Origin of the sequence: Microbispora sp. NPDC046933, assembly GCF_040644635.1 — a bacterium.
Classification (GTDB): Bacteria; Actinomycetota; Actinomycetes; order Streptosporangiales; family Streptosporangiaceae; genus Microbispora.
On the sequence record NZ_JBEYWW010000002.1, the window covers coordinates 70,867 to 95,337 of the forward strand.

A 24,471-nucleotide genomic window follows, 5' to 3' on the forward strand; every position below is an offset into this window, starting at 1 on the left:
GGTCAAGCGGGGACGGGCACCTGGGCGGCGGCCCTGTGCCGTTCTTCGGCCTCCGCCTTGTGCCGTTCGGCCTCGGCGCGGGTGGTCGCCTCCCTGACCGGGCGCTGCACGAGCATGCCCACCAGCGTCGCCGCGGCCGCGCTGCCCAGCCCGATGACCCAGCCCGCAGGGCCGAGCGGCCGGCAGCCGAAGACCGCACTGACACCCGGCAGCGTGACGATGAGCCACAGGACGGCCAGGGACGACAGCGCCGCGAGCACGACGATCCTGTCCCGGCCGCCGCCCGCGAGCGTCTGCAGGAGCTGCGCGGACACGAGCGCGACCAGGCCGATGGTGTTCGCGCGCCCGCGGGTGCCGGTCATGCGTCCCAGGATCCACGCGGCCGTCGCAGCCGCGGTCGTGACCGCCGCGCGCAGGTAGATGTCGCGGGTCAGCGACGCGCCCAGCGACGCTTCGGGGCCCTCGGCGAGCAGCTTGTCCGGATCGGTCGAGGCGGGCGGCCGTACGGCGACCGCCATGGCCGGCACCATGTCGGTGAGGAGGTTGACCAGCAGGAGCTGCCTGGCGTTGAGCGCGCTGCCGCCGGCCAGCAGGTTGGTCCCCACGGTGAACGCGATCTCGCCGACGTTGCCGCCGAGGAGGATGCTCAGCGAGTCGCGCACCGAGGTCCACATCGCCCTGCCCTCGACGATGGCGTCCACGATCGTCTCGATGCGGTCGTCGGTGACGACGAGGTCGGCGGCGGCCCGCGCGGCGGGCGTCGCACGGGACCCCAGGGCGATGCCCACGTCGGCGGTGCGGATGGCGGGCGCGTCGTTGGCGCCGTCGCCGGTGACGGCGACGACCTCCCCGGCCCGGCGCAGGCACGTGACGATCCTGGCCTTGTGCGCGGGGGTGGTGCGGGCGAAGACCGCCACGTCGGGCAGCACCTTGGTCAGCGTCTCGTCGTCGAGCTCGTCCAGCTCGGGGCCGGTCATCACGCGCTGGCCGTTCAGCGCGTTCAGCTCGACCGCGATCGCCTCGGCGGTGCTGGGGTGGTCGCCGGTGACCATGACGATCCGCACCCCGGCCCGGATGAGGCGCCTGACGCTCTCCGCCGCCGTCGACCTGACCGGGTCGGCCAGGCCGAGGAAGCCGAGGAAGCACAGCTCCTCGATGCGCGACTCGTCGAGGTCGCGCCGGTCGGAGGCGGGCCGCTGCGCGACGGCGAGCACGCGGTAGCCCTGCCGGGCCAGCCGCTCCACCTCGCGCTCCAGCTCCATGCGTACGGTCTCGTCGCAGGCGACCGGGCCGGTGTCGCGGTGCACGGTGGTGCAGTGGGTGAGCACGATCTCGGGGGCGCCCTTCACGCTGAGCAGGTGCCCGTGCTCGGTGCGGCCGAGCACGGCGTGGTAGCCCCGGCCCGGCTCGAACGGCATCTCGTCCACGCGCTCCCAGCTCTCGAACCCCTCCTGGGGCGTGACGCCCAGCCGGTGTGCGCCGTCCAGCACGGCGCGGTCGGTCGGGTGGGCGATCACCCGGCCCCCGCCGGACATGGGGCTGGCCCGGACGGCCGCGGAGAGGACGCGCCGCAGCCCGCCGTCGGCCTCCTCGACCGGACGGCCCGCGCGCCCGTCCGACAGGTGCCGCAGGCTGATGCGGCCCTCGGTCAGCGTGCCCGTCTTGTCGAAGCACAGCACGTTGACCCGGCCGAGGGCCTCGATCGTGGACGGGTTGCGCACCAGGGCGGCGCGCCTGGACAGCCGGCGCGCGGCGGCCAGCTCCGCCACGGTCGCGACGAACGGGAGCCCCTCGGGCACGGCGGCGACCGTCAGGCTGACGGCGGGCGTGAGCGCCGCGGCCAGCGGCCGTCCGCGCAGGAGGTCGGTGAGGAGCAGCACCACACCCGAGGCGATCGACAGCGGCAGGATCCGCCGGCTCAGCTCCCGCAGGCGCAGCTCGACGCCGGTCGGTGGGCTCGGCTCGCCCGCGAGCCTGGCGCTGCGCCCCGCCTCGGTCATGTCGCCGGTCGCGACGACCACCGCCCGGCCGCTGCCCGCCGCGATCGACGTCCCCTGGTAGACCATCGAGCTGCGGTCCGCGATGGCCGCCGCCACGGTCGGCGCGGCAGTCTTGGCGACGAGCTGGGACTCGCCGGTGAGCGTGGACTCGTCCACCTCCAGCCCGACGGCCTTGATGACGCGGGCGTCGGCGGGCACGGCGTCGCCGGCGCGCAGCTCGATGACGTCGCCGGGCGCGAGCTCGTCCTTCGTCGTCTCGACGACGCCCTCGGGGCGGCGCAGCCGTACGAGGACCTCGGTGGACTCGGTCAGGCGGTGCAGCGCGCGGTCGGCCTTGAACCGCTGCACGCCGCCGAGGAACGCGTTGATGACCATGACGCCGCTGATCAGCACGGCGTCGAGGGCCGAGCCGACGAGGGCGGAGATGCCCGCGCCGGTGGCGAGGGCGGGCGTGAGCGGGTTGGCCAGCTCCTCCAGCGTGGCCCGGGCCAGCGAGTGCGGCCCCTCCGCCTCCTCGGGCGCGGCCTCCGCGCGGCGCCTGCCCGCCTCCTGCTCGGCGATGCCCTCCGAGGAGGAACGGAGCCGGGAGAGCACCTCCCGCGCGGACATGGCGTGCCACGGCGTGGTGTCGGCGCGGGGCGGGGTGGGGATGCGGCCGGCGTTCTGCCCGTCCCACTCGCCCAGCACGATGGCGCCCAGTGAGACGGCGGCGCTGGCGAGCTGCGCCCGGCGAAGGGCGGTGGCGGCCGGGCCGGCGACGGCCAGCAGGGTGCCGACGAACGCGCCGGCCGCGCCGAGCTTCACGCCGTTCGCGCTGTTGCCGCGCGCCCGGGGCAGGCAGCGCAGGAACAGGTGGACGCCGCGCAGCTCGCCGGCGATGTCGGCGTCCCACGGCACCATGCGTCCGGGCTCGACGCTCGCGGGGTCGACCACCCCCAGGCCGATGTCCGCCTGGGCGAGCGACCGCCAGGCGCCCCGGGACACGACGACCACGCAGTGGCCCGCCGCCTGCAGGTCGTACACGTGCTCGGCCAACTCGGGGTCGCCGGCGGGCAGCGTCCGGCCGATGGCGAGGCGCTGCGCCAAGCCCTCGTAGCCGCCCTCGTCGCCGCCCGCGAGCAGGACCGTGCCGGCCGCCTTGGCCGCGCCGACGACGGGTACGGCCAGGGCGTCGATCTCCGGGGCGAGACCCGCGACGGCGACCCGGGTGCCGTCCCTGGCCACCTCCACCGCCCGGAGCCCGCGCGATCGCCAGAGGGCGGCGTCCGCGAGCAGGGGATCGGGGTCAGGCAGCGGGCGGACCGACCAGCCCTCCACGGTCCTGGTGCGGCCGGGGTCGGAGAAGTCGATGAGGGAGTAGAGCCGGGAGTACAGCTCGCCGGTGTCCTCCCCCGCACGCAGCGGCTCGACCCGGTCGATCGTCCACGAGCCGGTCGTCAGCGCGTCGGCGTGCAGGACGACGGTGTCGGCGCGGTCCATCTTGCGCAGGCAGTCGGCGTCGAAGACGACCGTGTCGTGCTTGCCGAGCCCGCGGCTGACCGCGCCCGCGAACGCCTCCCGGCTGAGGTCGGCGACCCTCGGGGTCGCGGAGACGAGGATGGACACGGCCCGTTCGCCCCGCGTGAGCACCCGGGTCACCGCGTAGGCGGCGGCGCTGATCGGGGCGACCACGTCGGCGTAGCGCTCGATCGGCCCGTGCGGCAGGTGGGTCGGCCGCCGCCGGGCCTCGGCCCTGATGTGGTGGTAGGCCCCCGGACGCGTGGCCAGCCGCTCCTCCAGCCCCTCCCAGGCGTACCGGCTGGCCCTGGTCTCGATGTAGCGGCCCACGTTCGCGACGGCCTGCACGAACAGCGCGGTGGGGCGGAGCGTGAGGGTCTGGGTGACGAGGTTGGCGGTGGTGAACAGGGCGTCGGTGGGACGGCGCCCGAGCCGGTGGTCGAGCTGCTCGCGGATCGCGGGGGTGGCGTTGGCCAGTTGCAGCAACGCGGGCACGGTCGCCGGAAGCCGAGGGGCCCGGATCGCCTTGCCCAGGAAGATCAGCCCGATTCCGGTGACGCCGGCCGTCAGCCGTACGGTCGCCCGCAGATGTTCCTCCACGAGGTGGACGGGGCTCTCGTGGGCGTGCTCCTCCTGCTCGTCGAGCTCCGCGGTGACGGCCAGCAGCTCCTCCTGGTCGACCCGGTCCGGGTCGCAGGCGACGAAGACGGCGGCGATGCGGCCGTTGACCTCCGCCCGCTCGACGCCGGGAACGGCCTCCAGCCGCTCCTCCAGCAGGCCGGCCGCCGCCTCGGAGCCGGGCCGGCCGATCCCCCGCAGGTGGATGCGCAGGCCCCCTGGGCAGGGGCGCACCTCGCGAGGGCTCGGGAACAGATCCCGGAGCGGTTCGGGCACTACGCCGCGCAACAGGGCCGCGGACGTCGTGAGCACCTGGTTCAGGAACATTCGGCTCTCCAGCAGACGGGAGCCCGGACGCCGGTGTCCGGGCGGAGCGGGCGGCCGCACCGGCGGGTCAGCCGGTCCGGCGAGGTCGCCTCGTCACCGCGGCGCGAACGCGCGGCGGTGACTGCGCCACCGCGGCGGATGGCCGCCTTCGGTGGCGCGCTGCCGGAGTGCCCGGAAATGGCTCATCACCCCTCCTCGCGAGAGTCGGGGGGAACTCACGAATGGATTCCGCCTGAACCCGTAGCAAGGCTCAGGCGCTGGTCATAACGGTCGGACGACCGTCCTCGGATACCTTTCCTCCATCCGGAGCACGAGAAACGCGGGAATGCGAGAAACGCGCCGCCCGCGATCGGCGCGGCGAGGGCCCGCGTCGGGCCGCGGGGGTCACCCGATGCTGAAGGCGGGCCAGTCGAGCAGGGTGAGCAGCTTGCGCAGTCCGGGCTTGACGTTGTGCAGCCGGATCGGCCGGCCAAGGGGGGTGTCGGAGAGCAGGGCCAGGGCGCGCAGGCCGTAGAGGTCGATGAACTGGAGTTCGGCGACGTCCACGGTTCCCATCCCCGGCCTCGTCCACTCCCTGTGCAGGGCGTCGGCGAAGGCGTCTCCGTTGGTGAGGTCGATCTGCCCGATCAGCCGTACGGAGCCGTCCCTGGAGGCGCGTACGATCAGTTGCTTGTCGAGGTAGAGCAGGTTCTTCTTGTTCAGTGCGGATTCGAACGATCCGTTGACGGTCGTCATCACGGTGCCGCCTTCCTGTAGAGGGGCAGCCACCTCCGAGCATCACCGTCGCTGCTCGCCGATGTCAACCGAACCGCCGTCCCCGTGCCCGTACGGCCGATCGCCGTTCCGTCGTCGCCTGGTCCGCTGCCTGCGACGACGCGCTCTCGGCCGTACGGCCGTCCAGTGACGTAACTCACGTTTATCGCACGAAGAACGTTTCAGGGTTTGCGTGCCACGCCGCCGACGAACGTGTGGTAGGTGATGCCGCGCTCGACGAACTCGTCGGGGTCCGGCCGCCACTCGGGGAGCGGCACCAGGCCGGGTTCGAGGAGCGGCAGGTCGCCGAAGAAGGCCAGGATCTCCTCGCGGGTGCGCCACCGGCCGGTGCCCAGGTGCTCGTTGAACAGCTTCTCGGCCGAGGCCGCCTGCGCCGACACCTCGGGCATGCCCGGTCCGGGGTTGTGGAAGTGGGACAGCGCCAGATAGCTGCCGGAGGGCAGCGCCTCACGGAAGCGGGCGGCGATCCCCTGCGGGTCCTCGTGGTCGTTGAGGTGGTGGAGGATCCCGAACAGCAGCAGGGCCACGGGCTGCTCGAAGTCGATGAGCGCCCCGGCCGCCGGGTGGCCGAGGATCGCCTCCGGGTCGCGGATGTCGGCCTCGATGACCGTGGTGCTGCCGTTCCTCGCCAGCAGCGCCCGGCCGTGCACCAGGACGATGGGGTCGTTGTCGACGTAGACGACCCGCGCGTCCGGGGCGACCTGCTGGGCGACCTCGTGCACGTTGCCCTGCGTGGGCAGGCCGGAGCCGATGTCGAGGAACTGCCGGATGCCCGCCTCGGCCGCCAGGTGGTGGACCACCCGCCGGAGGAACGCCCGGTTGGACTTGGCCGCGGCCGGAGCGTCGGGGGCGATCCGCAACGCCGCCTCCGCCACGTGGCGGTCGACGGCGTAGTTGTCCTTGCCGCCCAGCATGACGTCGTAGACCCGGGAGACGCTGGGCCTGCTCGTGTCGATCCTGGCACTCGCCCGGTCGTGCTCGGCCGGGACGTCGCCCGCGTGCTGATCGTTGTCGGCCATGATCCGTCCTGTCCCTCGCCGTACCGGTTCAGATCGTGATCATGCTAAGGCTCCTGGGAGGCCGGGAGAAGGACGTTTGCGATAAGTGGCACGAACAGGTCGGCCAACGGGTAAGGCCGGGCGCATCGGGGCGTTCCCGTCGGTCTCCCGGCCTGCTCCACATGCGATCTCTTGTCACGGACGACGGCCGCCCGGAGCGCCGCAGCGGGCGGCCGTCCACGATCGCCGGGCCTCGGGCGGGCGGGGTCCGCCACCGCCGGGCCACCGCCGGGCCACCGGCGGGTGCCCGCGACCGTGGGATCAGACGCTGACGCCGACCCCGCCGCGCGTCTGCGCGCCGTACCGCTCCAGTTCCTTCGCGAGGTCGAGCGGCTTGACCTGGGCCCGCCCGTCCAGGATCTCGTCCGTCAGCAGATCCGCGGGCACCAGCCACGAGACCTCGAACTCCAGGCCGTCCGGGTCCTTCGCGTAGAGGGCCTTGGTGGTGGAGTGGTCGGACGCGCCGACCAGGGCGTTCATCTCCGTCAGCCTGGTCGCGATCCGGTGCAGCTCGGCGAGCGTGTCGACCTCCCAGGCGAGGTGGTAGAGGCCGACCGTCGCGCGCCCGGCGGACGACGGCCCCGCCTGCGCCCCGATCTGGAACAGCCCGAGGTCGTGGTCGTTGGAGGAGCCCTCGGCCTGCAGGAACGCCGCCCCGGGGAACGCCTGCACGACGCGGAAGCCGAGGGCCTCCTGGTAGAAGGCCACGCTGCGGGACACGTCCCGCACGTACAGCACGGCGTGGTTGAGTCGCTGGACCGGCATGACGCCCTCCCGAAAACTTGAACTCTCAAGTAATTGTACCTCGGTGGGTTTCCCGGAAACTGTCGGTGGCAGGTCGTACGGTGGCCAGCGGGCAGAGCGCCAGGGGGTGGCGCAGCCGCCCGCCGGCGTTCCGTACGGCGCCGGAAGCGGGCGGTCCGGTAGCGGTGCCGGCGACGAGGCCGGCGGAGGGGGTCGTCATGATCGTGGACAGGGCGACGCGGGACCACGAGGACAACCTGGTCCTGTTCCGGGCGGTGCACGAGGTGGCGGTCCGTCATGCCGGCGCGCCATACCACCAGGTGATCTCGGCGCTGGCCGCCGGCCTGCCCGGCACGCCCCGGCTGGCCGCCGACGAGCTGCGGCGCATCGCCGAGGAGATCAGCCTCGGCCGCGACCCCTCGGGCCTGTGAGCCGCTGACCGCCTGAGCTCTCGGGGCGCACGCGGTGGAACCTCTCGGGGCGCACGCGGTGGAACCTCTCGTGGCTCACCTGGTGGCAGCGGAGCCGGTCCCCGCAGAAAAGGGGGTGCGGACGGCGGAGGTGTCAGCTCCTCCAGCGGATCGGCATGTTCTGTCCCAGGGTGCAGGTAGTGGGCTGCGATCCGCAGAAGGCGGCCTGCAGGTCGAGCGAGCGGGTGTCGGCGATCGGCTGCTGCGACCGTCCCATCACGAAGGTGGGGGCGATGGTCCCGGTGAGGCTCTGGTTGTGCCTGCCCGCGCCGGACCTGCTCTGGCTGCCGCTCGCGCGTCCTCCTTCGATCACCTGGCCTCCGCCTCCGCCCGGCCCGGGGACGCGGGAGGCCGCGAGTCCCTCCCACGCGGGCAGCGGGGTGACCCGCGCCGTTGCCGACTGCGCGGCGCAGATCCCCGTCGCCGGGATCAGGAACGCGGCCAGGGCCAGCCGCCGGGCCGTGAGGACCACGGAGCCGCCGGGGGGCCGCGTCCAATAACGGGACATCTCGGTACACGCCTTCCTGTTGGCGACCGACGGTGAGGTCGCCCGTCCGGTTCTGTGGAACGGCGGTCTCATACCCCCCGGGAGCAGGGCCGTGACCGGAGCTGGACAAGATCGGCGCATGTCCTTACAGCTCCTTGGCGCCTCACCCGGGGCGCCCGCGTTGGCCTTTCAGGTGTGCAGGAGAGCGGCGGGGTCGGCCATGACCTGCTCGATCACTTGGCCGGCCGCGCCGAGGGCGGCCGCCTCGGCGCCGAGCCGCGACACGACCACGGGCGGCACGGCGCCGCGCATCTGACCGAGGCGGACCTTCAGCGTGTCGGCGACCGTGTGGCCGATCCAGGGGAAGAGCGGCGCGTAGATCCCGCCGAGGACGATCGCGTCGGGATCCACGAGGTTGACCGCCGACGACAGGGCCACGCCGAGCGCCCAGGCCGCCCGCTCGCAGGCGGCACGCGCGTTCTCGTCGCCCTCCCGCAGCCGGGAGAGCATCCACGACACGCCCTGCTGCGCGGGAAGGAGCATCTCGGTCTCGTCGCCGGCGCCGTTGCCGTCGTCCAGCGGCACGTCGGAGGTCGCCTCCACCCTTTCGCGCGCCGCGTCGGCCGGCACGTCCCCGGACGCTCCGGCAGGGCGCGTACCGGGGGCGGGGTGGACCGGGGCGGCGGCGCGGGCGGCGCTCAGGAGGGCGTCCTGGCCGGCGTACTGTTCCAGGCAGCCCCGGCCGCCGCAGCGGCAGGGCGGGCCGTCGGGGGAGACGACGACGTGCCCGAGTTCCCCGGCGAAGCCGTGCGCGCCCCGGAAGAGCCTGCCGCGGACCACGAGGCCCGCCCCGATGCCGATCTCTCCCGACACGTGCAGGAAGTCGGGCAGCCCTGACCCGAACCACAGCTCGCCGAGCGCGGCCAGGTTGGCCTCGTTCTCCACGCGTACGGGGAAGGGGAACCGCAGGAGCGACGCCAGCGGCACGTCACGCCAGCCGAGGTTCGGCGCGTTGCGCACGGCCCCGGTGGCCATGTCCACAGGACCGGGTACGGCCAGCACGCCGCCGACCACCCGCAGGCCCTTCTCCACAGCTTCGTCCACAACCGTGGAGGCCAAATCCCCAAGTCGCGCGATCACATCCACAGGAGGTGCGGCCTGGTTGTCCACAGCCTGTGTACGGCGCAGCCGTACCGTCCGGGCGAGGTCGACCACGCACACCGCGAGGTAGTCGACGTTGATCTCCAGCCCGAGAGCGGCGACACGCTGCCCGCTGATCCGGATCTCGACCCCGGGCCTGCCGCGCTCGCCGTCGCGCACGGCCCCGGTCTCCACCACGAGCCCGCCCTCGATGAGGTCGCCGACGAGCTTGGACACGGTCGTCTTGGTCAGGCCGGTCATCTCGGCGAGGGCGGCGCGCGTCACCGATCCTCGCGCACCGACCGCGCCGAGGACGAGCGCCAGATTCCGGGCGCGCATCGCGTCATGCCGCACGGCCTGCGTCATCGCACCCTCCATGTGAGTCCCGCCTCACTCCCGACGGCCTGCGGCACCCTCCACGCGAGTCCCACGTCATGCCGCACGGCCTGCGTCATCGCACCCTCCAACGCGCCCCGCCGTACGGCCTGCGTCATCACATCCTCCACTGCCGGCGTTGAGAACACGGACACACCCTCTTGACCCTGCGGCTCGTCACGTCGGATATTTAGTCCACAACGTAGACTAATTCGGAGGCGACTCATGTACACCCCCACTCCCGAGGACCGTTTCACGTTCGGGCTGTGGACCGTCGGCTGGCAGGCGCGCGACCAGTTCGGCGACGCGTCCCGGGCCCCGCTGGACCCGGTCGAGAGCGTCCATCGCCTGGCCGAGCTCGGCGCGTACGGTGTGACCTTCCACGACGACGACCTCCTCGCGGTGGAGCCGGACCGGGCCAAGGCGATCGAGAACCTCAAGAAGGCGCTGGCCGACACCGGCATGAAGGTGCCGATGGCCACCACCAACCTGTTCACCCACCCGATCTTCAAGGACGGCGGGTTCACCAGCAACGACCGTGAGGTCCGGCGCTACGCCCTGCGCAAGGTCATGCGCAACATCGACCTCGCCGCCGAGCTGGGCGCGAAGACGTACGTGTGCTGGGGTGGCCGTGAGGGCGCCGAGTCCGAGGCCGCCAAGGACGTGCGGGTCGCGCTCGACCGCTACAAGGAGGGCTTCGACCTCCTGTGCCAGTACGTGATCGACAAGGGCTACGACATCCGGTTCGCCGTCGAGCCCAAGCCGAACGAGCCGCGCGGCGACATCCTGCTGCCGACGATCGGCCACGCCCTGGCCTTCATCAACTCGCTGGAGCACCCCGAGATGGTGGGCCTCAACCCCGAGGTCGGCCACGAGCAGATGGCCGGGATGAACTTCGTCCACGGCATCGCCCAGGCGCTGTGGCACGGCAAGCTGTTCCACCTCGACCTCAACGGCCAGCACGGCCCGAGGTTCGACCAGGACCTCATCTTCGGCCACGGCGACGTGAAGAACGCGTTCTTCCTCGTCGACCTGCTGGAGAACGGCGGCTACGACGGCCCGCGCCACTTCGACTACAAGCCGCTGCGCACCGAGGACAAGGAGGACGTCTGGGACTCGGCCGCGGCCAACATGCGGACCTACCTCATCCTCAAGGAGAAGTCGAAGGCCTACCGCGCCGACCCCGAGGTGCAGGAGGCGCTGGAGGCCAGCAAGTGCAACGAGCTGGCCCAGCCGACCCTCGCCCCGGGCGAGACGTACGAGGACATCCTCGCCGAGTCGATCGACGTGGACGAGGTGGCCGCCCGCGGCTTCCACTTCACCCGGCTCAACCAGCTCGCGCTGGAGCACCTCCTCGGCGTGCGCGGCTGACCGACCAGGTGAGAGTGGAGGGACGACTGTGACGCTGGTCGCGGGGGTCGACTCGTCGACCCAGAGCTGCAAGGTCGTCATCCGGGACGCGGAGAGCGGGGCCCTCGTGCGCGAGGGCCGCGCCTCCCACCCCGACGGCACCGAGGTCCATCCCGAGCACTGGTGGACCGCGCTGCAGAGCGCGATCGAGCAGGCGGGAGGGCTGGCGGACGTCGCGGCGGTGAGCGTGGCGGCCCAGCAGCACGGCATGGTCTGCCTCGACGAGGACGGCGAGGTGGTCCGGCCCGCCCTGCTGTGGAACGACACCCGCTCGGCCGGGGCGGCGGCCGACCTGGTCGCCGAGCTGGGCGGCCCGAAGGCGTGGGCCGAGGCCGTCGGCAGCGTCCCGGTGGCCTCCTTCACGGTGACCAAGCTCCGGTGGCTCGCCCGCAACGAGCCGGACAACGCCCGCCGTACGCGGTCGGTCTGCCTGCCGCACGACTGGCTCACCTGGCGGCTCGCGGGCCGGTCCGGCGTGATCACGACCGACCGGGGCGACGCCTCCGGCACCGGTTACTGGTCGCCCGCCACCGGCGACTACCGGACGGACCTGCTCGAACTGGCCATGGGCGGTGTGCCGGACCTGCCCCGCGTCCTCGGCCCCGCCGAGCAGGCGGGAACGGCGGAGCAGGGCGGCGCGCTGCTCGCCCCCGGCACCGGCGACAACATGGCGGCGTCGCTCGGCGTCGGCATGCGGCCCGGCGACGTGGTGGTGTCCATCGGCACCTCGGGTACGGCGTTCGCCGTCTCCGAGTCGCCGTCCGCGGACCCGTCCGGGGCGGTCGCCGGGTTCGCCGACGCCACCGGCCGCTATCTCCCGCTGGTCTGCACCCTCAACGCGGCACGGGTGCTGGACGCCGCCGCCCGGATGCTCGGGGTCGGCCCCCAGGGGCTGAGCGACCTCGCCCTGCGGGCGCCAGCGGGCGCGGACGGGCTCGTGCTCGTGCCGTACCTGGAGGGGGAGCGCACCCCGAACCGTCCCGACGCGACGGGGTCGCTGCACGGTCTCAGGCTGGCGACGTCCACGCCCGAGCACCTGGCCAGAGCGGCGGTCGAGGGCATGCTCTGCGGCCTCGCCGACGCGCTGGACGCCCTCGGTGTCGAGCCGCAGCGGGTGCTGCTCATCGGCGGCGGCGCGCGCTCGGAGGCGGTGCGCCGCATCGCGCCGACCGTCTTCGGGCGTCCGGTGCTCGTGCCCACCCCCGGCGAGTACGTCGCGGACGGCGCGGCCAGGCAGGCCGCCTGGCTGCTGTCCGGGGAGCAGGAACCGCCGGTGTGGGACACGGGCGCCGCCGAGCGCTACGAGGCCGATCCCACCCCCGGCCTGCGCGAGCGCTACCACGAGGCCGCGCAGGAGTGACGTCCTGGGGTGGGGGCCCCGGTGACCCCGGGGACCCCACCCTGAGACGACCCTGACTCTTTCTCGGGGGGATCTACGCGTTGTCCCGGATGTTAGGAACGGGCCGTTCGCGGGATCCTCACCATATGGTCAAGAGGTTCTGTCCCCTGCTCGCCGGCGGTGGCATCCTGCTCGCGGTCGTCACCGTGGTGGCGGCGCAGGTGGGCGGGGATCCCTCCCTGGACCCCGTCTCGATGACGATCAGCGAGTACGCCGCCCGCGACGGGGGCGGCGCCATCGAGACGGCCATGGCCCTCCTCGGCCTGGCCTCGCTCGCGCTGCTGGCCGGGATGCGCGCGCTCGACGCGCCGGTGGACGGCTGGCCCGCCCGCCTGATCGGTCTGTGGAGCGTCTCGCTCATCGGCGCGGCCGTGGTCCCGTCGGGTGCGACCTGGCAGGGGGACCTCCACGGTGTCCTGTCGGTGGTGGCCTTCGTGAGCGTGCCCGCCGCCGCCATCCAGCTGGTGGGCCGCCTGGGACAGGACGAGCGGTGGAAGGCCACCGTCCGGCCGCTGGAGTGGCTGACCCTCGCCTCCGGTCTCGGCCTCGCGGTCATCACGTACGTCGCGCTGCCCGGACACGGCGTCATGATCGGCCTGGTGGAACGGCTGCTCCTGACCGCCGAGGTGGCCGTCCTCGGGGTGCTCGCCGTACGGCTCGCGCAGCTCGCGTGGGGGCCGTCGATCAGGGAGCGGATCGGCGGCCGGCGCGCCGCGCGCGACTTCCTGGTCCACCGCTGAGTCATGTTCACCTGAGCCATGCTCACCGCCGGTCGGACGGGGGCGGGTGCGGGCGCGGGGGCGCCGCACGGCCCGGCGTGCGGCGTCATCGATCGGTGACCGGCAACCGTCCGAAGGCGACGAGCATGCATGCCGCGGACGGCAGGAAGAACAATCCCACCGAGGGCAGGGCCAGGAGGCAGCATGCCCCCAGCAGGATCGCTCCGATGAGAGACACCGCCCTGCGCGACGTTCCGCCGATCTGAAAGGCCAGCAATGTCAGCAGGGCGATCCCCGGCGGGATGAGGACGAGGAACGCGCGGGGGCCGATGACGTCGATCGCGCGCTTCACACTGGTGCCGCCCGGGTTCTCCGACGCGAAAACCGGCACGACAAGGAAGAGAAAGGAGGCGAGGACGCTCAGGGCCGCGGACCACAGGATCAGGCGCCGCGCCGATCTCACCGGCTCGTGCTCCATTGCTCTCCAAACTCTGGTCGAGGGTTCGGATCGGTTCATGGTGGCGGGTCAGGAGGAATGAACAGCTCCCGTCGATCCGTCGTACTGGGTAGCCCCCATTGCCGGCAAGATGCGGTCAGCGTGGCCCGCGGCGGGCTCGAGCGCCCGGGGGAGACGAGATCGACCGAGAAGGCGCAGCCGCCCTTCTCGTCGTGCGTGCCGCGGACCGTGGTGAGGACCGATCCTGCCGGGCGCTCCGCGGATTCCCGACCTGAAATTTTCACGGTTCGGCGAGACATCCGTACAGTTCGCCTGCTCGCGGGCCCGCGTCGGCCTTGACCCTTGTAGAGGGCGCAACCACACTCCGCTGGAGTATCACCCCCCGCGCGACCACCTGAGCGGTCCGCATCCCCGTCGCACTCGTGTGCCGGTCCATAGGGGGATGTGTTAGCGCAAACAATCACGAGAGTCGATCACGCCGGGAGATGTTAGCGATAACACGATCGAGGCCCCTTCCCGTGGCGACGCCGGAGACCGGCGCCGGCCGGGCCGACGGGACCGACAGGGCGCGGATCGGCACCACGGGCCAAGAGGAGGAGACATGACGCACGACCAGAACAAGCCGGCGAGCGGCGAGCGGAGATTGTTCAGCCGGAGATCCGTCCTGGCGACCATGGGGGCCCTGCCGGTCATCACGGCCACGACGTCGGTGCTGGGGGCCGCAGAGGCCGCGGCGGCCACCGCGACCATCAACCCGTCGGCGCAGCGGCAGACGATCCGGGGCTTCGGCGGCATGACCCACGCGGCCTGGGCCGGCGACCTGACGGCCGCACAGCGGGACACCGCGTTCGGCAACGGCGACGGCAAGCTGGGGTTCTCCGTGCTGCGGATCCCGGTCGGCGAGAACCAGTCGGACTGGAGCCGTGACCTGGCGACGGCGAAGCGGGCGGTCGAGCTCGGAGCGACCGTCTTCGCGTCGCCGTGGAATCCCCCCGCCGGCATGACCGAGACCTTCACCCGCGGCAGCCAGACCAACGCGAAACGCCTCAAGTACAGCTCGTACGCCGCCTACGCCCAGCACCTGAACGACTTCACCACCTACATGCGGAACAACGGGGTGAACCTGTACGCCATATCCGTGCAGAACGAGCCCGATTACGCGCAGGACTGGACGTGGTGGACCTCCGCCGAAATCGTCCGGTTCCTGCGGGAGAACGCCGGCTCGATCGGCACCAGGGTCATCGCGCCCGAGTCCTTCCAGTACGTCAAGAGCATGTCGGACCCGATCCTCAACGACTCCACGGCGCTCGCCAACGTGGACATCATCGGGGCGCACCTCTACGGCACGCCGTACGCGAACTTCCCCTACCCCCTCTTCCAGCAGAAGGGCGCGGGCAAGGAACTCTGGATGACCGAGGTCTACTACCCCAACAGCACCGACTCGGCGGACACCTGGCCCCAGGCGCTCGACGTGGGCGAGCACATGCACCGGGCCATGGTGGACGCCGAGTTCCAGGCGTACGTCTGGTGGTACATCCGGCGCAGCTACGGCCCCATGCGCGAGGACGGCCAGATCAGCAAGCGCGGCGCCATCATGGCGCAGTTCGCCAGGTTCGTCCGCCCCGGATACGTACGGATCGACGCGACGGCGAACCCCGCGTCGAACGTCTACGTCTCGGCCTACCGGGGTGGTAACACCGTCGTCATCGTCGCCCTCAACAAGGGGACCTCCGCGGTGAGCCAGCAGTTCACCGTGGCGAACGCCGCCTCGGCCGGTGTCTCCTCCTGGGTGACCGACGCGAGCAGGAACGTCGCGCCCCAGGCGGCGACCAGCATGTCGAACGGCTCCCTCACCGTCACGCTTCCCGCTCGCAGCATGACGACCTTCGTGACCAGCCTGAGCGGCGGCCAGTCGCCCAGTCCATCGCCCGTCGTGTCGCCCAGCCCGTCGCCCACACCGTCGCCCAGCGGCGGCACCGGGACGGGGCCCCGGGTCACCTACACGATGAACTCCTGGAGCGACGGCTTCACCGCCGGCATCAGCATCACCAACACCGGCACCTCGACGATCAACGGGTGGACGCTGGCCTTCACCCTGCCCTCCGGCCAGTCCATCACCTCGGGCTGGAACGCCACCTACACGCCCTCCAGCGGCCAGGTGAGCGCCCGCAACGTCAGCTACAACGCCACGCTGGCCCCCGGGGCCACCGTCGACATCGGCTTCCAGGCCACCCACACCGGCAACACCGCCAAACCCACCGCCTTCACCCTCAACGGCGTCCCCTGCACGGTGGCCTGAACCACCCGAAGCCCGACCGGCGAAGGGACAGGGGTCGCATCCCCAAGCGGTGCGGCCCCAGGGGCGCGGGGGTGCGGAGCGGGGTCAGGACGGGCCGAGCAGGTCACGCAGGCGCTCGGCGTACGGCTGCCAGTCGAGGCCCCTGCCCGCCGCCCAGGCGTCGTCGTGGCAGGTCGCGAGATGGCGGTCGCCCGCGTCGCCGATCACGCTGACCACCTCGCCCCGCTCGCCCCGGTCGCGCATCCGGGTGATGAGTTCGAGGGCGGCCCACAGGTTCGTCCCCGTGGCCGGGCCGACCGCGAGCCCGGTCACCTGCCGTACGTGCCGGGCGGCGGCCACGCTCGCGGCGTCGGGCACGGGAACGACCAGGTCGACGAGCGCGGAGTCGAAGGCGGGCTCCATCCGCGGCCTGCCGACGCCCTCGATGCGACTGGGCATGCCCGTGGCGTAGTCGGGGGCGCCGGTGGCCCAGCCGGGGAAGTAGGCCGAGTTCTCCGGATCGGCCACGGCCAGCCTGCCCGGCAGGTCGTGGGCCCGCAGTCGCCGGCCGATCGCGGCGGACGTCGCGCCGGTGCCCGCCCCGACCACGATCCAGCGGGGACACTCGCCGAGCTGCCCGAACAGCTCGTCGGCCAGGCTCGCGCCACGCCAGTCGACCTCGGCGGCGGAGCGGTAGTGGTCGAGGTAGTGGCCGCCGATCTCCTCGGACAGGCGCGCGGCCTCCTCGTAGACGGCGAGCGGGGGGTCGACGTACCGGCACGTCCCGCCCAGCCGCTCGACACCGGCTCCGGAGGACTTCTTCGGCATCACCGCGACGTACGGCAGGCCGAGCAGCCGGGCGAAGTAGGCCTCGGCGACGGCCATGGGACCACCGGTGGCGTCGACCACGGTCGTCCCCTCGGTGATCCGCCCGGAGGCGATCGCCTGGGCGAACAGGGCGCGGGCCAGCCGGTGCTTGAGACCACCGGTGGGCTGCGCCGACTCGTCCTTCAGCCGCAGCCGCACCCCCCACGCCCCGGGCAGCGGAAACTCGCGAAGCGGCGTCGTGCCCGCGTCTTCGCGCTCCCGGTCCAGGCGCGCGACGGCCTCGGCCGCCCATCCGCTGATCATCTACGCACCCCGTCCCCTTCGCGTCGGTCGTCGATCGTCGGCGGACCGGGTCGGGGCCGCGCCGGGCCCCCGGTCCGCCGGGCGGGTCAGCGCTGGGCGGCCGTCAGCATCTTGAGCGCGTGCTCCACGAGCGTGACGAGCACGACCTTGGCCGAGGCGCGGCGCCGTACGTCGCAGAGCAGGACGGGGACGTCCGGGTCGAGGTCGAGGGCGATCCGCACGTCCTCGGGCTCGTGCCGGTCGGCGCCGTCGAAGCAGTTGACCGCGACGATGAACGGCGTGCCCCGCTGCTCGAAGTAGTCGATCGACGGAAAACAGTCGGTCAGCCTGCGGGTGTCGGCGAGCACGACCGCCCCCAGCGCTCCGTAGCTGAGTTCGTCCCACATGAACCAGAAGCGCTCCTGCCCGGGGGTGCCGAACAGGTAGACCACGAGCCCTTCCCTGATGGTGATTCGGCCGAAGTCCATGGCCACCGTCGTGGTCGTCTTGCCTTCCACGCCGTCGGTGTCATCGACGTCGACGCCGCGATCGGACAGCACCTCCTCGGTGCGCAGGGGGCGAATCTCGCTGATCGCGCCGACCAGCGTGGTCTTACCGACGCCGAAGCCGCCGGCCACCAATATCTTGAGGGCGACCGGCTCCTCAGAGGGCGCGAAGGCCATTGATCACTTCCTTGAGAATGCGCTCGCTTGGCAGCGGCGCCACCTTGCCCGGAGCTCGTACGTCGACGAGCCCGAGGTCGTGCAGATCCCCGATCAGGACGCGGACCACGCCCAGCGGCAGGTCGATGTCGGACGCGATGTCCGCCACCGACGCGCCGCGGCGCGCGATCTCGAGGATCCGCCGCTGCTCGGGGCCAATGCCGGGGACGTCCCTCGGTGAGCCCGTGGTGGTCACCATGGTGATCAGGTCGAGCTTGGCCCCGGAGTGCCGCGCCCGGCCCCCCGTCAGTGCGTAGGGCCGGACCAACGGCCCGGCCTCCTCGTCCATCCACTGGGGTCCCGTCATGTGGCCGCCCATCTCATGGGGAGATCCGCCGCGGGTTGGTGGAGATGTGCTGGCCCACCCGCTTGACCAGCATCGCCATCTCGTACGCGATGTGCCCGACGTCGGCGTCGGAGGCGGCCAGGACGGCGAGGCAGGTGCCCTGACCGGCGGCCGTGACGAACAGGAACGCGGCCTCCATCTCCACGATGGTCTGCCTGACCTCGCCCCCGCCGAAGTGCCGCCCCGCGCCCCGCGCCAGGCTCTGGAACCCGGCCGCGACCGCGGACAGGTGCTCCGCGTCCTCCCGGCTCAGCCCCTGGGAGGCTCCGACGACGAGACCGTCGGTGGAGAGGATCACCGCCTGGCGGACGGCGGCGACCCTGCTGATGAGATCGTCGAGCAGCCAGTTCAGTTCGCCGGTCGACGTCGCTTTGCCGGTCATTCGTCACCCTTTTCGCCGTGCGTGTTGTGTACGTGGTCGCCGGGTGCGGCCCCACCCGGCTGATCGGAGTCCTCCCGGCCCCGCAGCGAGCCGCGCTGGAAGGCGCTGAACATCGCCCTGGCCTCCTCGGGCGACCGCTCCTCCACGATCGGGGCGGACAGCGGCGGCCTCTGCGGGGACTGCGTCTGCGGGGATCGGGCCTGCTGAGCCTGAGTCTGCTGAGCCTGAGTCTGGGTCTGCTCGGGCTGGGCGCGAAGCTGCGGGGCGATGTTGGCCTGGCGAACCCTGCGCGGCAGGCCGGCGTGGGTCCCGTTGCTGACGGCGCCCCTGCCCCGCTGTGTGCTCGTCCGCCGCGCCAGGCCGTTCGCCGCCACCCCCGCCGGAGCGGCCGCCGGCTCGGAGGGCGGCGAAACGGAGGGCGAAACGGAGGGCGCGAGCGAGGGCGAAGCGGAGGACACGGCGGCCGGGCGCGGGCTCTCGAAGCCGGAGCCGGAGCCGGAGCCGACGGGCCGCGAGGAGAGGTCGTCGCGCGCGGCGGGGGGCACGGCCTCGGTCCGCTGGGCGGCCGGCGTGAAGAACGGGGACGGCTCGGACGCGCCCGCGCGCTCCTCCCGGTCGTCCGTCTCTCCGGGAACCTCCCCGGGAACGCCGCTGGGAACACCGCTGGGAACACCGCTGGGAACACCGCCGAGAACACCGCTGGGAACGCCGCTGGGAACGCCGCCGGGAACCTCCGCGGGAACGTCCCTGGCGACTTCCCCGGCGATCGTGCGGACCTCCCGGGGATCGTCGGCGGGGCCCCGGCCGCCCAGGCCGCCCAGGCCGAGGTCGGCCTGGAGCGTGTCGCTGAGCGAGATGTCGGTGTCGTTGCCGCCGGCGGCCAGCGCGGGCTTGGCGTGGGCGCCGCGGGAGGCCGGGCCCGCGAGCGCCGCGGGCGAGCCTTGCTCCACCACCAGGGCCCGCGGGATGAGCACGATCGCGGTCGTCCCGCCGTACGGCGAGCCCCGCAGGACCACTCCGATCTCGTGCCGGGCGGCGAGCTGGCCGACGACGAAGAGCCCGAGCCGGTCGCTGTCCGCCAGGTCGAACTCCGGCGGGTCGGCCAGCCGCGCGTTGATCTCGTCGTACTCCTGGGGCGCCAGGCCGAGACCGCGGTCCTCGATCTCCACGGCGAGCCCGTTGGCGACGATCTCCCCGCGCACCGCCACCTTCGTCTGCGGGGGCGAGAAGATCGTGGCGTTCTCCACGAGCTCGGCGATCAGGTGCACCACGTCGGCCACCGTCGCGCCGGCGACGGCGGCGTCCGGCATCGGGGCCATCGAGACGCGGGTGTAGTCCTCGACCTCGGAGATCGCCGCGCGGACCACGTCGACGAGCGGCACCGGCTTGCGCCACGACCGTCCGGGCGCGGAGCCGGACAGGATGATCAGGCTCTCCGCGTGGCGGCGCATGCGGGTGGTCAGGTGGTCGAGCCGGAACAGGTCCTCCAGGCTCTCCGGGTCTTCGGCGCGGCGCTGCATCGTGTCGAGCAGCGTGAGCTGGCGGTGCAGCAGGGTCTGCTTGCGGCGGGCCAGGTTGAGGAAGACCTGGCTGACACCGCGGCGGAGGGCGGCCTGGCCGACGGCGGCCTCCACGGCCGTGCGCTGCACGGAGCTGAACGCGTGCGCGACGTCCTCGACCTCGTTGGACCCGCTCGCCTTGATCGCGGGCGCCTCGGCCTCCACGTCCACGTCCTCGCCCCGCCGCAGCTTCTCGACGACCTGCGGCAGCCGTACGTCGGCGAGTTCGAGCGCGGCGTCGCGCAGACCGGCGAGGTCGCGGGCGAGACGGCGGCCGAACCGGACGGAGAAGATGATCGTGGCGATGATCACCACGAGACCCAGGCCGCCGGCGACCAGGATGCGGAGCATGATCCCGGTGGCGACCGAGGTGGCGGAGACGCTCAGCGCGTCCGACGCCTTCAGCCGGGCCGAGTCGAGCTGGATGATCAGCTGGTCGACGGTCGACGACCACCTCTCGGCGTCCGCGGGGAGCGGCCCGCCGGAGCGCACCTGGTCGACGACCTGGTTCTCCAGGGCGGTGAACCGGTCGAACAGCGGCGAGGTGAGCACCTTCTCGTACGGCGCCCGCATCTCCCCGCTGAGGACAGGCCGGTTCTTGGCGTAGAGGAACCGCCGGGTCGCGACCCACTCGCTGAAGGCGTTCTGCTCGGCGGCCGTCATCGTGCCGCTGGCGAGCGCGCCGCGTACGAGCGCGTCCTCACGAGTGATCATCTCGTGCGCGTTGCCCATCCCCTGCATGGCGCTGGCCTGCTGGAAGGTGGCCAGGTCGGGGACCGAGACGAGACGCTCGTACAGCGCGAACAGGTCATCCATGATCGCGTTGTACGCGTTGATCGCGGTCAGCCTGTCGGACCTGCCGAGCGAGACGCCCTCCCGGATCGTGGGCAGGCGTTCGATGGAGGACAGCAGGGACTCCAGGGGCGCCACGAGCTCGTCGCTCATCGCGTCACGGGTCGCCTCGTCCTCGGCGGACTTCTTGAACTTGTCCGCGGCGGCGGTGGTCCTGGCCTGCTGGGCGGTGAGCGCGGCGGACGTCGTCTGGCCGCTGCTCACGACGCCGGCGGTCAGCGCGCGTTCGGCCTGGATCTGGGTGCCCAGGTCGGTGGAGGTCACTCCGATGGTGTCGTACAGCGTCTTGGAACGCAGGAGGACGAGGCCGTCGCCAACCGTGAGCTTTAGGGCAAATCCCCACATAGCGCTCAACATGAGCAGTGGTAGGAGCAGCAACAAGAAGATCTTGAACCGAATCGACCGGTTTCTCGAACCCATAGCCCACTCCTGCATTGCTGGAGGCTCGCGCCGCATTTATGGGGGAATGCACCTCCGGAAGATCGCACAGAAGGCTAGCACCGATACAGTTCTGGCGCAGTGGGAGGAAGTCATGATTACAGTGATCACTGGGGCTGGTGCCGGAATCGGTGCAGCTTCTGCCCTTGATCTCGCCCGGCGAGGTCACCAAATCGTGCTCGTCGGGCGCACCCCGGAGAAGCTCCGCGCGGTCGCGGACCGCGCGGAGCAGGCCGGTGGCAGCCGTCCGGACACGCTCCTCGCCGACTTCTCCTCCCTTGATCAGGTGCGCCGGCTGGCGGCGGAGTTGCTGGCGCGGTACGAGCGCATCGACGTGCTGATCAACAATGCCGGTGTCATGACGCCCGACCGCAGGACCACCGTGGACGGCAACGAGTGGATGATGCAGGTCAACCACCTGGCGCCGTTCCTGCTGACGAACCTGCTCATCGACCGGCTCGCCGCGTCGTCCGCCCGGGTCGTCACCACCTCGTCCCGGGCCGCGAAGACGGGCCGCCTCGACCCCGCCGACCTGTCCAGGGAGCGGCGGCGCTGGAACGGCTGGCTGCAGTACGGCGACTCCAAGCAGGCCAACGCCCTGTTCACCGTGTCGCTCGCCGAGCGCGGCCTGGCCGCCACGTGCCTCCACCCCGGGGTGCTCAAGACCACGTTCGCCGAGGGCACGTTCTTCATGAAGCTGGTGTGGCTCCTTCCCGGCATGGGCGAGCCGCCGGAGGCCGGGGCCGAGCGGATCGTCCATCTCGCCACCCACCCCGACGGCGTCACGCACCCGGGGCGGTACTTCGTCAAGAACGCTCCCGTACGGGTGCCGGAGAAGATGTCCGACCCCGCCCTCGCCGCCGCCCTGTGGGACGCGAGCCTCGCCGCCACCGGTCTGTCCGCCTGAAGGAGCGAGACAGGCCGTCTTCCTGGTATCGCCAGTCCCAGGAAGACGGGTCATCTGGCTGCTCACCCGGTCGTCTCCGCACCCTTGAGTCACGGATGCGGAACACGACCCGGCTCCACGAGAGCCACACTCCGGCCGTCGCGGCCGGTCAGGGAAAGGGAACAGCAGCGATGAGCACGCTCGCACTCGTCACCGGCGCCACCTCCGGAATCGGCAGGGCTTTCGCCGAGCGTCTGGCCGCCCGCGGCCACGACCTGGTGATCGTGGGCCGGCGGAAGGAGCGCCTGGAGGAGTTCGCCGCCTCGCACCCCGAGGTCGAGGTGCGGACGGTGGCCGCCGACCTGTCGACGGACGCGGGCGTCGACACGGTCGCCGAGATCTGCGCGGCCGAGCCGCTGACGATGCTCGTGAACAACGCCGGCGTGTCCCACTACATGCCGCTCGCCGAGCTCCCCGCCGACAAGGCCAGGGAACTCGTGCACGTCAAGGTCGTCGCCCCGACGATGCTCACCCGTGCCGCCGTCGCGGGCATGCGGGAGCGGGGCGAGGGCTCGATCGTCAACGTGGCCGGAATGATCGCCTTCAGCGGTCCCGCGTCGCACTCCCAGATGCCGCGCAGGGCCGTCTACGCGGGGACCCTGGCCCACCTCGTCGCGATGTCCCAGACCCTGAGCGCCGAGCTTGAGGGCACCGGAGTCACCGTGCAGGTCCTGTGCCCCGGCGTGGTGGCCACGGAGTTCCACGAGCGTCAGGGCCTCGACCTGAGCGCGGTGCCCCGCATGAGCGCCGACGACGTCGTCACGGCCAGCCTGCGCGGCCTGGAGCTGGGCGAGGTCGTCTGCGCTCCGGGCGTCGAGGACGCCGGACTCCTGGACGCGGTCTTCCAGGCCGAACTCGCCGCATTCGGCGGTCAGAGTCCCCGGCTCGCCACGCGTTACCGTTCCGTCTGACTCACCCCCGGCCGGGGGCGGGGGACCTGGGGGTCGTGTGGTCGTCGTGCCGCATCGGCGTCGACGCCGGCTTCCTCGGCCCGCGCCTGCCGGCGGAGTACGGCGAGGTCACCCCGGAGGCCCTGATCGGCGCTCGCATGCACGCGGCGGTTCGACGGCGGCGGCATGGGCCGGGCCGGCGGTGCGAAGAGTTCGGGCAGTGTTCGCCCGCGGTTGCGCCGGTGCTCACGGACGGGTGGCTAAGGTCCGGCTGCGTGACCGTGACCGCTCCCGCCCGTCCGTCCGGTACGGCTGTCGCCCGCGACCCGCTGCTGGACAACGCCAAGTTCCTGGCCATCGTGCTCGTCGTTTCCGGGCACCTCGTCGAGGACCTGCGGGACGTCCCCGCGGCACATGCGCTCTACTTCTTCGTCTACCTGTTCCACATGCCGCTCTTCATCGTCGTCAGCGGCTATTTGTCCCGAAATTTCACGTTTTCTCCGGGTAAGGCGCGCAAACTCATCAGCGGCCTCGCGGTGCCGTACGTCATCTTCGAGGTGGCCTACTCGCTGCCCCGCTTCTTCCTGTACGGCAAGCTCGAAATCAGCCTGCTCGACCCGTACTACCTGACCTGGTTCCTGATGTCGCTGTTCCTGTGGCGGCTGTCCACGCCGGTCTGGCAGCAGCTGCGCCATCCCCTGGTGATCGCGGTCGGGCTGTGCCTGCTGTCGGGCACCAGCGCCCTGCCCGACGAGCTGTCGATGAACCGGACGTTCGGCCTGCTCCCGTTCTACGTGCTCGGCCTCATGCTCACGCCGGAGCACCTCGACCTCCTGCGCGGGCGCCGGGCGAGGATCGCGGGTGCGGCCGTCCTGGCGGCGGTGCTCGCCGGGGCGTTCGCCGTGCACACGCTCGTGCCGACGGAGTGGATCCGCTGGCGCCACTCCAACCACCAGATCGGCGTGGACGACCTGACCGGCACGCTGATCCGGCTCGCCATGCTGGCGGTGGGCGCCCTGCTGGTGGTGGCGTTCCTCGCGGTCACCCCGAGCCGCCGCACCTGGTTCACCGGCCTGGGCGCCGCCACGATGTACGCCTACCTGCTGCACGGGTTCGTCGTGAAGGTCACCGAGCGTTTCCACGACACCCTCCTCAACCCGCTCGGCGTCACCGCCATGGTGGTCTTCGGAGCCGTACTCGCGGCCCTGCTCTGCACGTCCCCGGTGCGCAGGGCGTTCCGCTGGGCGGTGGAGCCCGACGTCTCCTGGGCCTTCACCAGACTGCGCCGGCCCGGCAGGAACACCGGCGGGCGCCCGAAGGAGCCCGCCGCGACGTGACCGGAACTTTGCGTAACAACACTCCGTTCTGCTAGGTGATGGTGCAGAGTAGGGCGAATCGCGCGGCCGGCGGGGCCAGGTACGGCAAACGGCTCTGTCACGGCATGGTGATACGGGGTAACGTGCGCATTCGCGG

20 protein-coding genes are annotated in these 24,471 nt (G+C 72.1%); 8 read left to right on the plus strand and 12 right to left on the minus strand.

Features of this window, described 5'->3' with window-relative positions; genetic code table 11:
- Positions 1–2: 2 nt before the first annotated feature.
- From ABZ857_RS02805 to ABZ857_RS02820, 4 genes are all read right to left on the minus strand, one after another.
- On the minus strand, positions 3–4,442 hold the full coding sequence (locus ABZ857_RS02805) for an HAD-IC family P-type ATPase (RefSeq protein ID WP_357036444.1): 4,440 nt from the start codon (positions 4,440–4,442) through the stop codon (positions 3–5).
- 384 nt (positions 4,443–4,826) lie between these two features.
- The gene (locus ABZ857_RS02810) at positions 4,827–5,177 is read right to left on the minus strand and encodes an STAS domain-containing protein (RefSeq protein ID WP_357036447.1); all 351 of its coding nucleotides are present in this window, start codon (positions 5,175–5,177) and stop codon (positions 4,827–4,829) included.
- A 200-nt stretch (positions 5,178–5,377) separates the two neighbouring features.
- Positions 5,378–6,235, minus strand: a complete 858-nt coding sequence (locus ABZ857_RS02815; RefSeq protein ID WP_357036451.1) for an SAM-dependent methyltransferase — start codon at positions 6,233–6,235, stop codon at positions 5,378–5,380.
- Positions 6,236–6,535: 300 nt separating this feature from the next.
- Positions 6,536–7,039, minus strand: coding sequence for a VOC family protein (locus ABZ857_RS02820; protein WP_357036454.1), 504 nt, complete (start codon positions 7,037–7,039; stop codon positions 6,536–6,538).
- 197 nt (positions 7,040–7,236) lie between these two features.
- Between ABZ857_RS02820 and ABZ857_RS02825 the strand changes: the two genes are divergently transcribed.
- Positions 7,237–7,449 (plus strand): hypothetical protein, encoded by a 213-nt coding sequence (locus tag ABZ857_RS02825; protein ID WP_357036457.1) that lies wholly within the window; start codon positions 7,237–7,239, stop codon positions 7,447–7,449.
- A gap of 133 nt (positions 7,450–7,582) precedes the next feature.
- Here ABZ857_RS02825 and ABZ857_RS02830 read toward each other — a convergent pair whose 3' ends face one another.
- A complete protein-coding gene (locus ABZ857_RS02830; RefSeq protein ID WP_357036460.1) occupies positions 7,583–7,996 on the minus strand; it encodes a hypothetical protein in 414 nt (137 codons plus the stop codon).
- Between the two features lie 168 nt (positions 7,997–8,164).
- Positions 8,165–9,481, minus strand: a complete 1,317-nt coding sequence (locus tag ABZ857_RS02835) for an ROK family transcriptional regulator (RefSeq protein ID WP_357036463.1) — start codon at positions 9,479–9,481, stop codon at positions 8,165–8,167.
- A 234-nt stretch (positions 9,482–9,715) separates the two neighbouring features.
- Between ABZ857_RS02835 and xylA the strand changes: the two genes are divergently transcribed.
- The 3 genes from xylA to ABZ857_RS02850 all read left to right on the plus strand — a co-directional run bounded on the left by xylA (position 9,716) and on the right by ABZ857_RS02850 (position 13,039).
- A complete protein-coding gene (gene xylA / locus ABZ857_RS02840) occupies positions 9,716–10,861 on the plus strand; it encodes a xylose isomerase (RefSeq protein ID WP_357036466.1) in 1,146 nt (381 codons plus the stop codon).
- 28 nt (positions 10,862–10,889) lie between these two features.
- Entirely contained in the window at positions 10,890–12,260 is a 1,371-nt protein-coding gene (gene xylB / locus ABZ857_RS02845) for a xylulokinase (RefSeq protein ID WP_357036469.1), read from the plus strand.
- A gap of 125 nt (positions 12,261–12,385) precedes the next feature.
- Entirely contained in the window at positions 12,386–13,039 is a 654-nt protein-coding gene (locus ABZ857_RS02850; RefSeq protein WP_357036472.1) for a DUF998 domain-containing protein, read from the plus strand.
- Positions 13,040–13,124: 85 nt separating this feature from the next.
- Here ABZ857_RS02850 and ABZ857_RS02855 read toward each other — a convergent pair whose 3' ends face one another.
- Positions 13,125–13,496, minus strand: a complete 372-nt coding sequence (locus ABZ857_RS02855) for a hypothetical protein (RefSeq protein WP_357036475.1) — start codon at positions 13,494–13,496, stop codon at positions 13,125–13,127.
- 580 nt (positions 13,497–14,076) lie between these two features.
- Between ABZ857_RS02855 and ABZ857_RS02860 the strand changes: the two genes are divergently transcribed.
- The gene (locus ABZ857_RS02860) at positions 14,077–15,774 is read left to right on the plus strand and encodes a cellulose binding domain-containing protein (RefSeq protein WP_357036478.1); all 1,698 of its coding nucleotides are present in this window, start codon (positions 14,077–14,079) and stop codon (positions 15,772–15,774) included.
- 84 nt (positions 15,775–15,858) lie between these two features.
- Here the strand turns inward: ABZ857_RS02860 and ABZ857_RS02865 are convergent, their stop codons facing one another.
- From ABZ857_RS02865 to ABZ857_RS02885, 5 genes are all read right to left on the minus strand, one after another.
- Positions 15,859–16,884, minus strand: a complete 1,026-nt coding sequence (locus ABZ857_RS02865; RefSeq protein WP_357036481.1) for a pyridoxal-phosphate dependent enzyme — start codon at positions 16,882–16,884, stop codon at positions 15,859–15,861.
- 86 nt (positions 16,885–16,970) lie between these two features.
- Positions 16,971–17,546: an ATP/GTP-binding protein gene (locus ABZ857_RS02870; RefSeq protein ID WP_357036484.1), complete on the minus strand. Its 576-nt coding sequence runs from the start codon at positions 17,544–17,546 to the stop codon at positions 16,971–16,973.
- On the minus strand, positions 17,527–17,892 hold the full coding sequence (locus tag ABZ857_RS02875; RefSeq protein WP_142561856.1) for a DUF742 domain-containing protein: 366 nt from the start codon (positions 17,890–17,892) through the stop codon (positions 17,527–17,529). Before ABZ857_RS02875 ends, ABZ857_RS02870 begins: the two co-directional genes overlap by 20 nt.
- A 13-nt stretch (positions 17,893–17,905) precedes the next feature.
- Positions 17,906–18,313, minus strand: coding sequence for a roadblock/LC7 domain-containing protein (locus ABZ857_RS02880; protein WP_030507694.1), 408 nt, complete (start codon positions 18,311–18,313; stop codon positions 17,906–17,908).
- The gene (locus ABZ857_RS02885) at positions 18,310–21,069 is read right to left on the minus strand and encodes a nitrate- and nitrite sensing domain-containing protein (protein ID WP_357036489.1); all 2,760 of its coding nucleotides are present in this window, start codon (positions 21,067–21,069) and stop codon (positions 18,310–18,312) included. Before ABZ857_RS02885 ends, ABZ857_RS02880 begins: the two co-directional genes overlap by 4 nt.
- A gap of 187 nt (positions 21,070–21,256) precedes the next feature.
- Between ABZ857_RS02885 and ABZ857_RS02890 the strand changes: the two genes are divergently transcribed.
- From ABZ857_RS02890 to ABZ857_RS02900, 3 genes are all read left to right on the plus strand, one after another.
- Positions 21,257–22,069 (plus strand): SDR family NAD(P)-dependent oxidoreductase, encoded by an 813-nt coding sequence (locus tag ABZ857_RS02890; RefSeq protein WP_357036492.1) that lies wholly within the window; start codon positions 21,257–21,259, stop codon positions 22,067–22,069.
- A 170-nt stretch (positions 22,070–22,239) separates the two neighbouring features.
- Positions 22,240–23,019, plus strand: a complete 780-nt coding sequence (locus ABZ857_RS02895; RefSeq protein ID WP_357036495.1) for an SDR family NAD(P)-dependent oxidoreductase — start codon at positions 22,240–22,242, stop codon at positions 23,017–23,019.
- Between the two features lie 254 nt (positions 23,020–23,273).
- Positions 23,274–24,335, plus strand: a complete 1,062-nt coding sequence (locus ABZ857_RS02900; RefSeq protein ID WP_357036498.1) for an acyltransferase family protein — start codon at positions 23,274–23,276, stop codon at positions 24,333–24,335.
- Positions 24,336–24,471 lie beyond the last annotated feature (136 nt).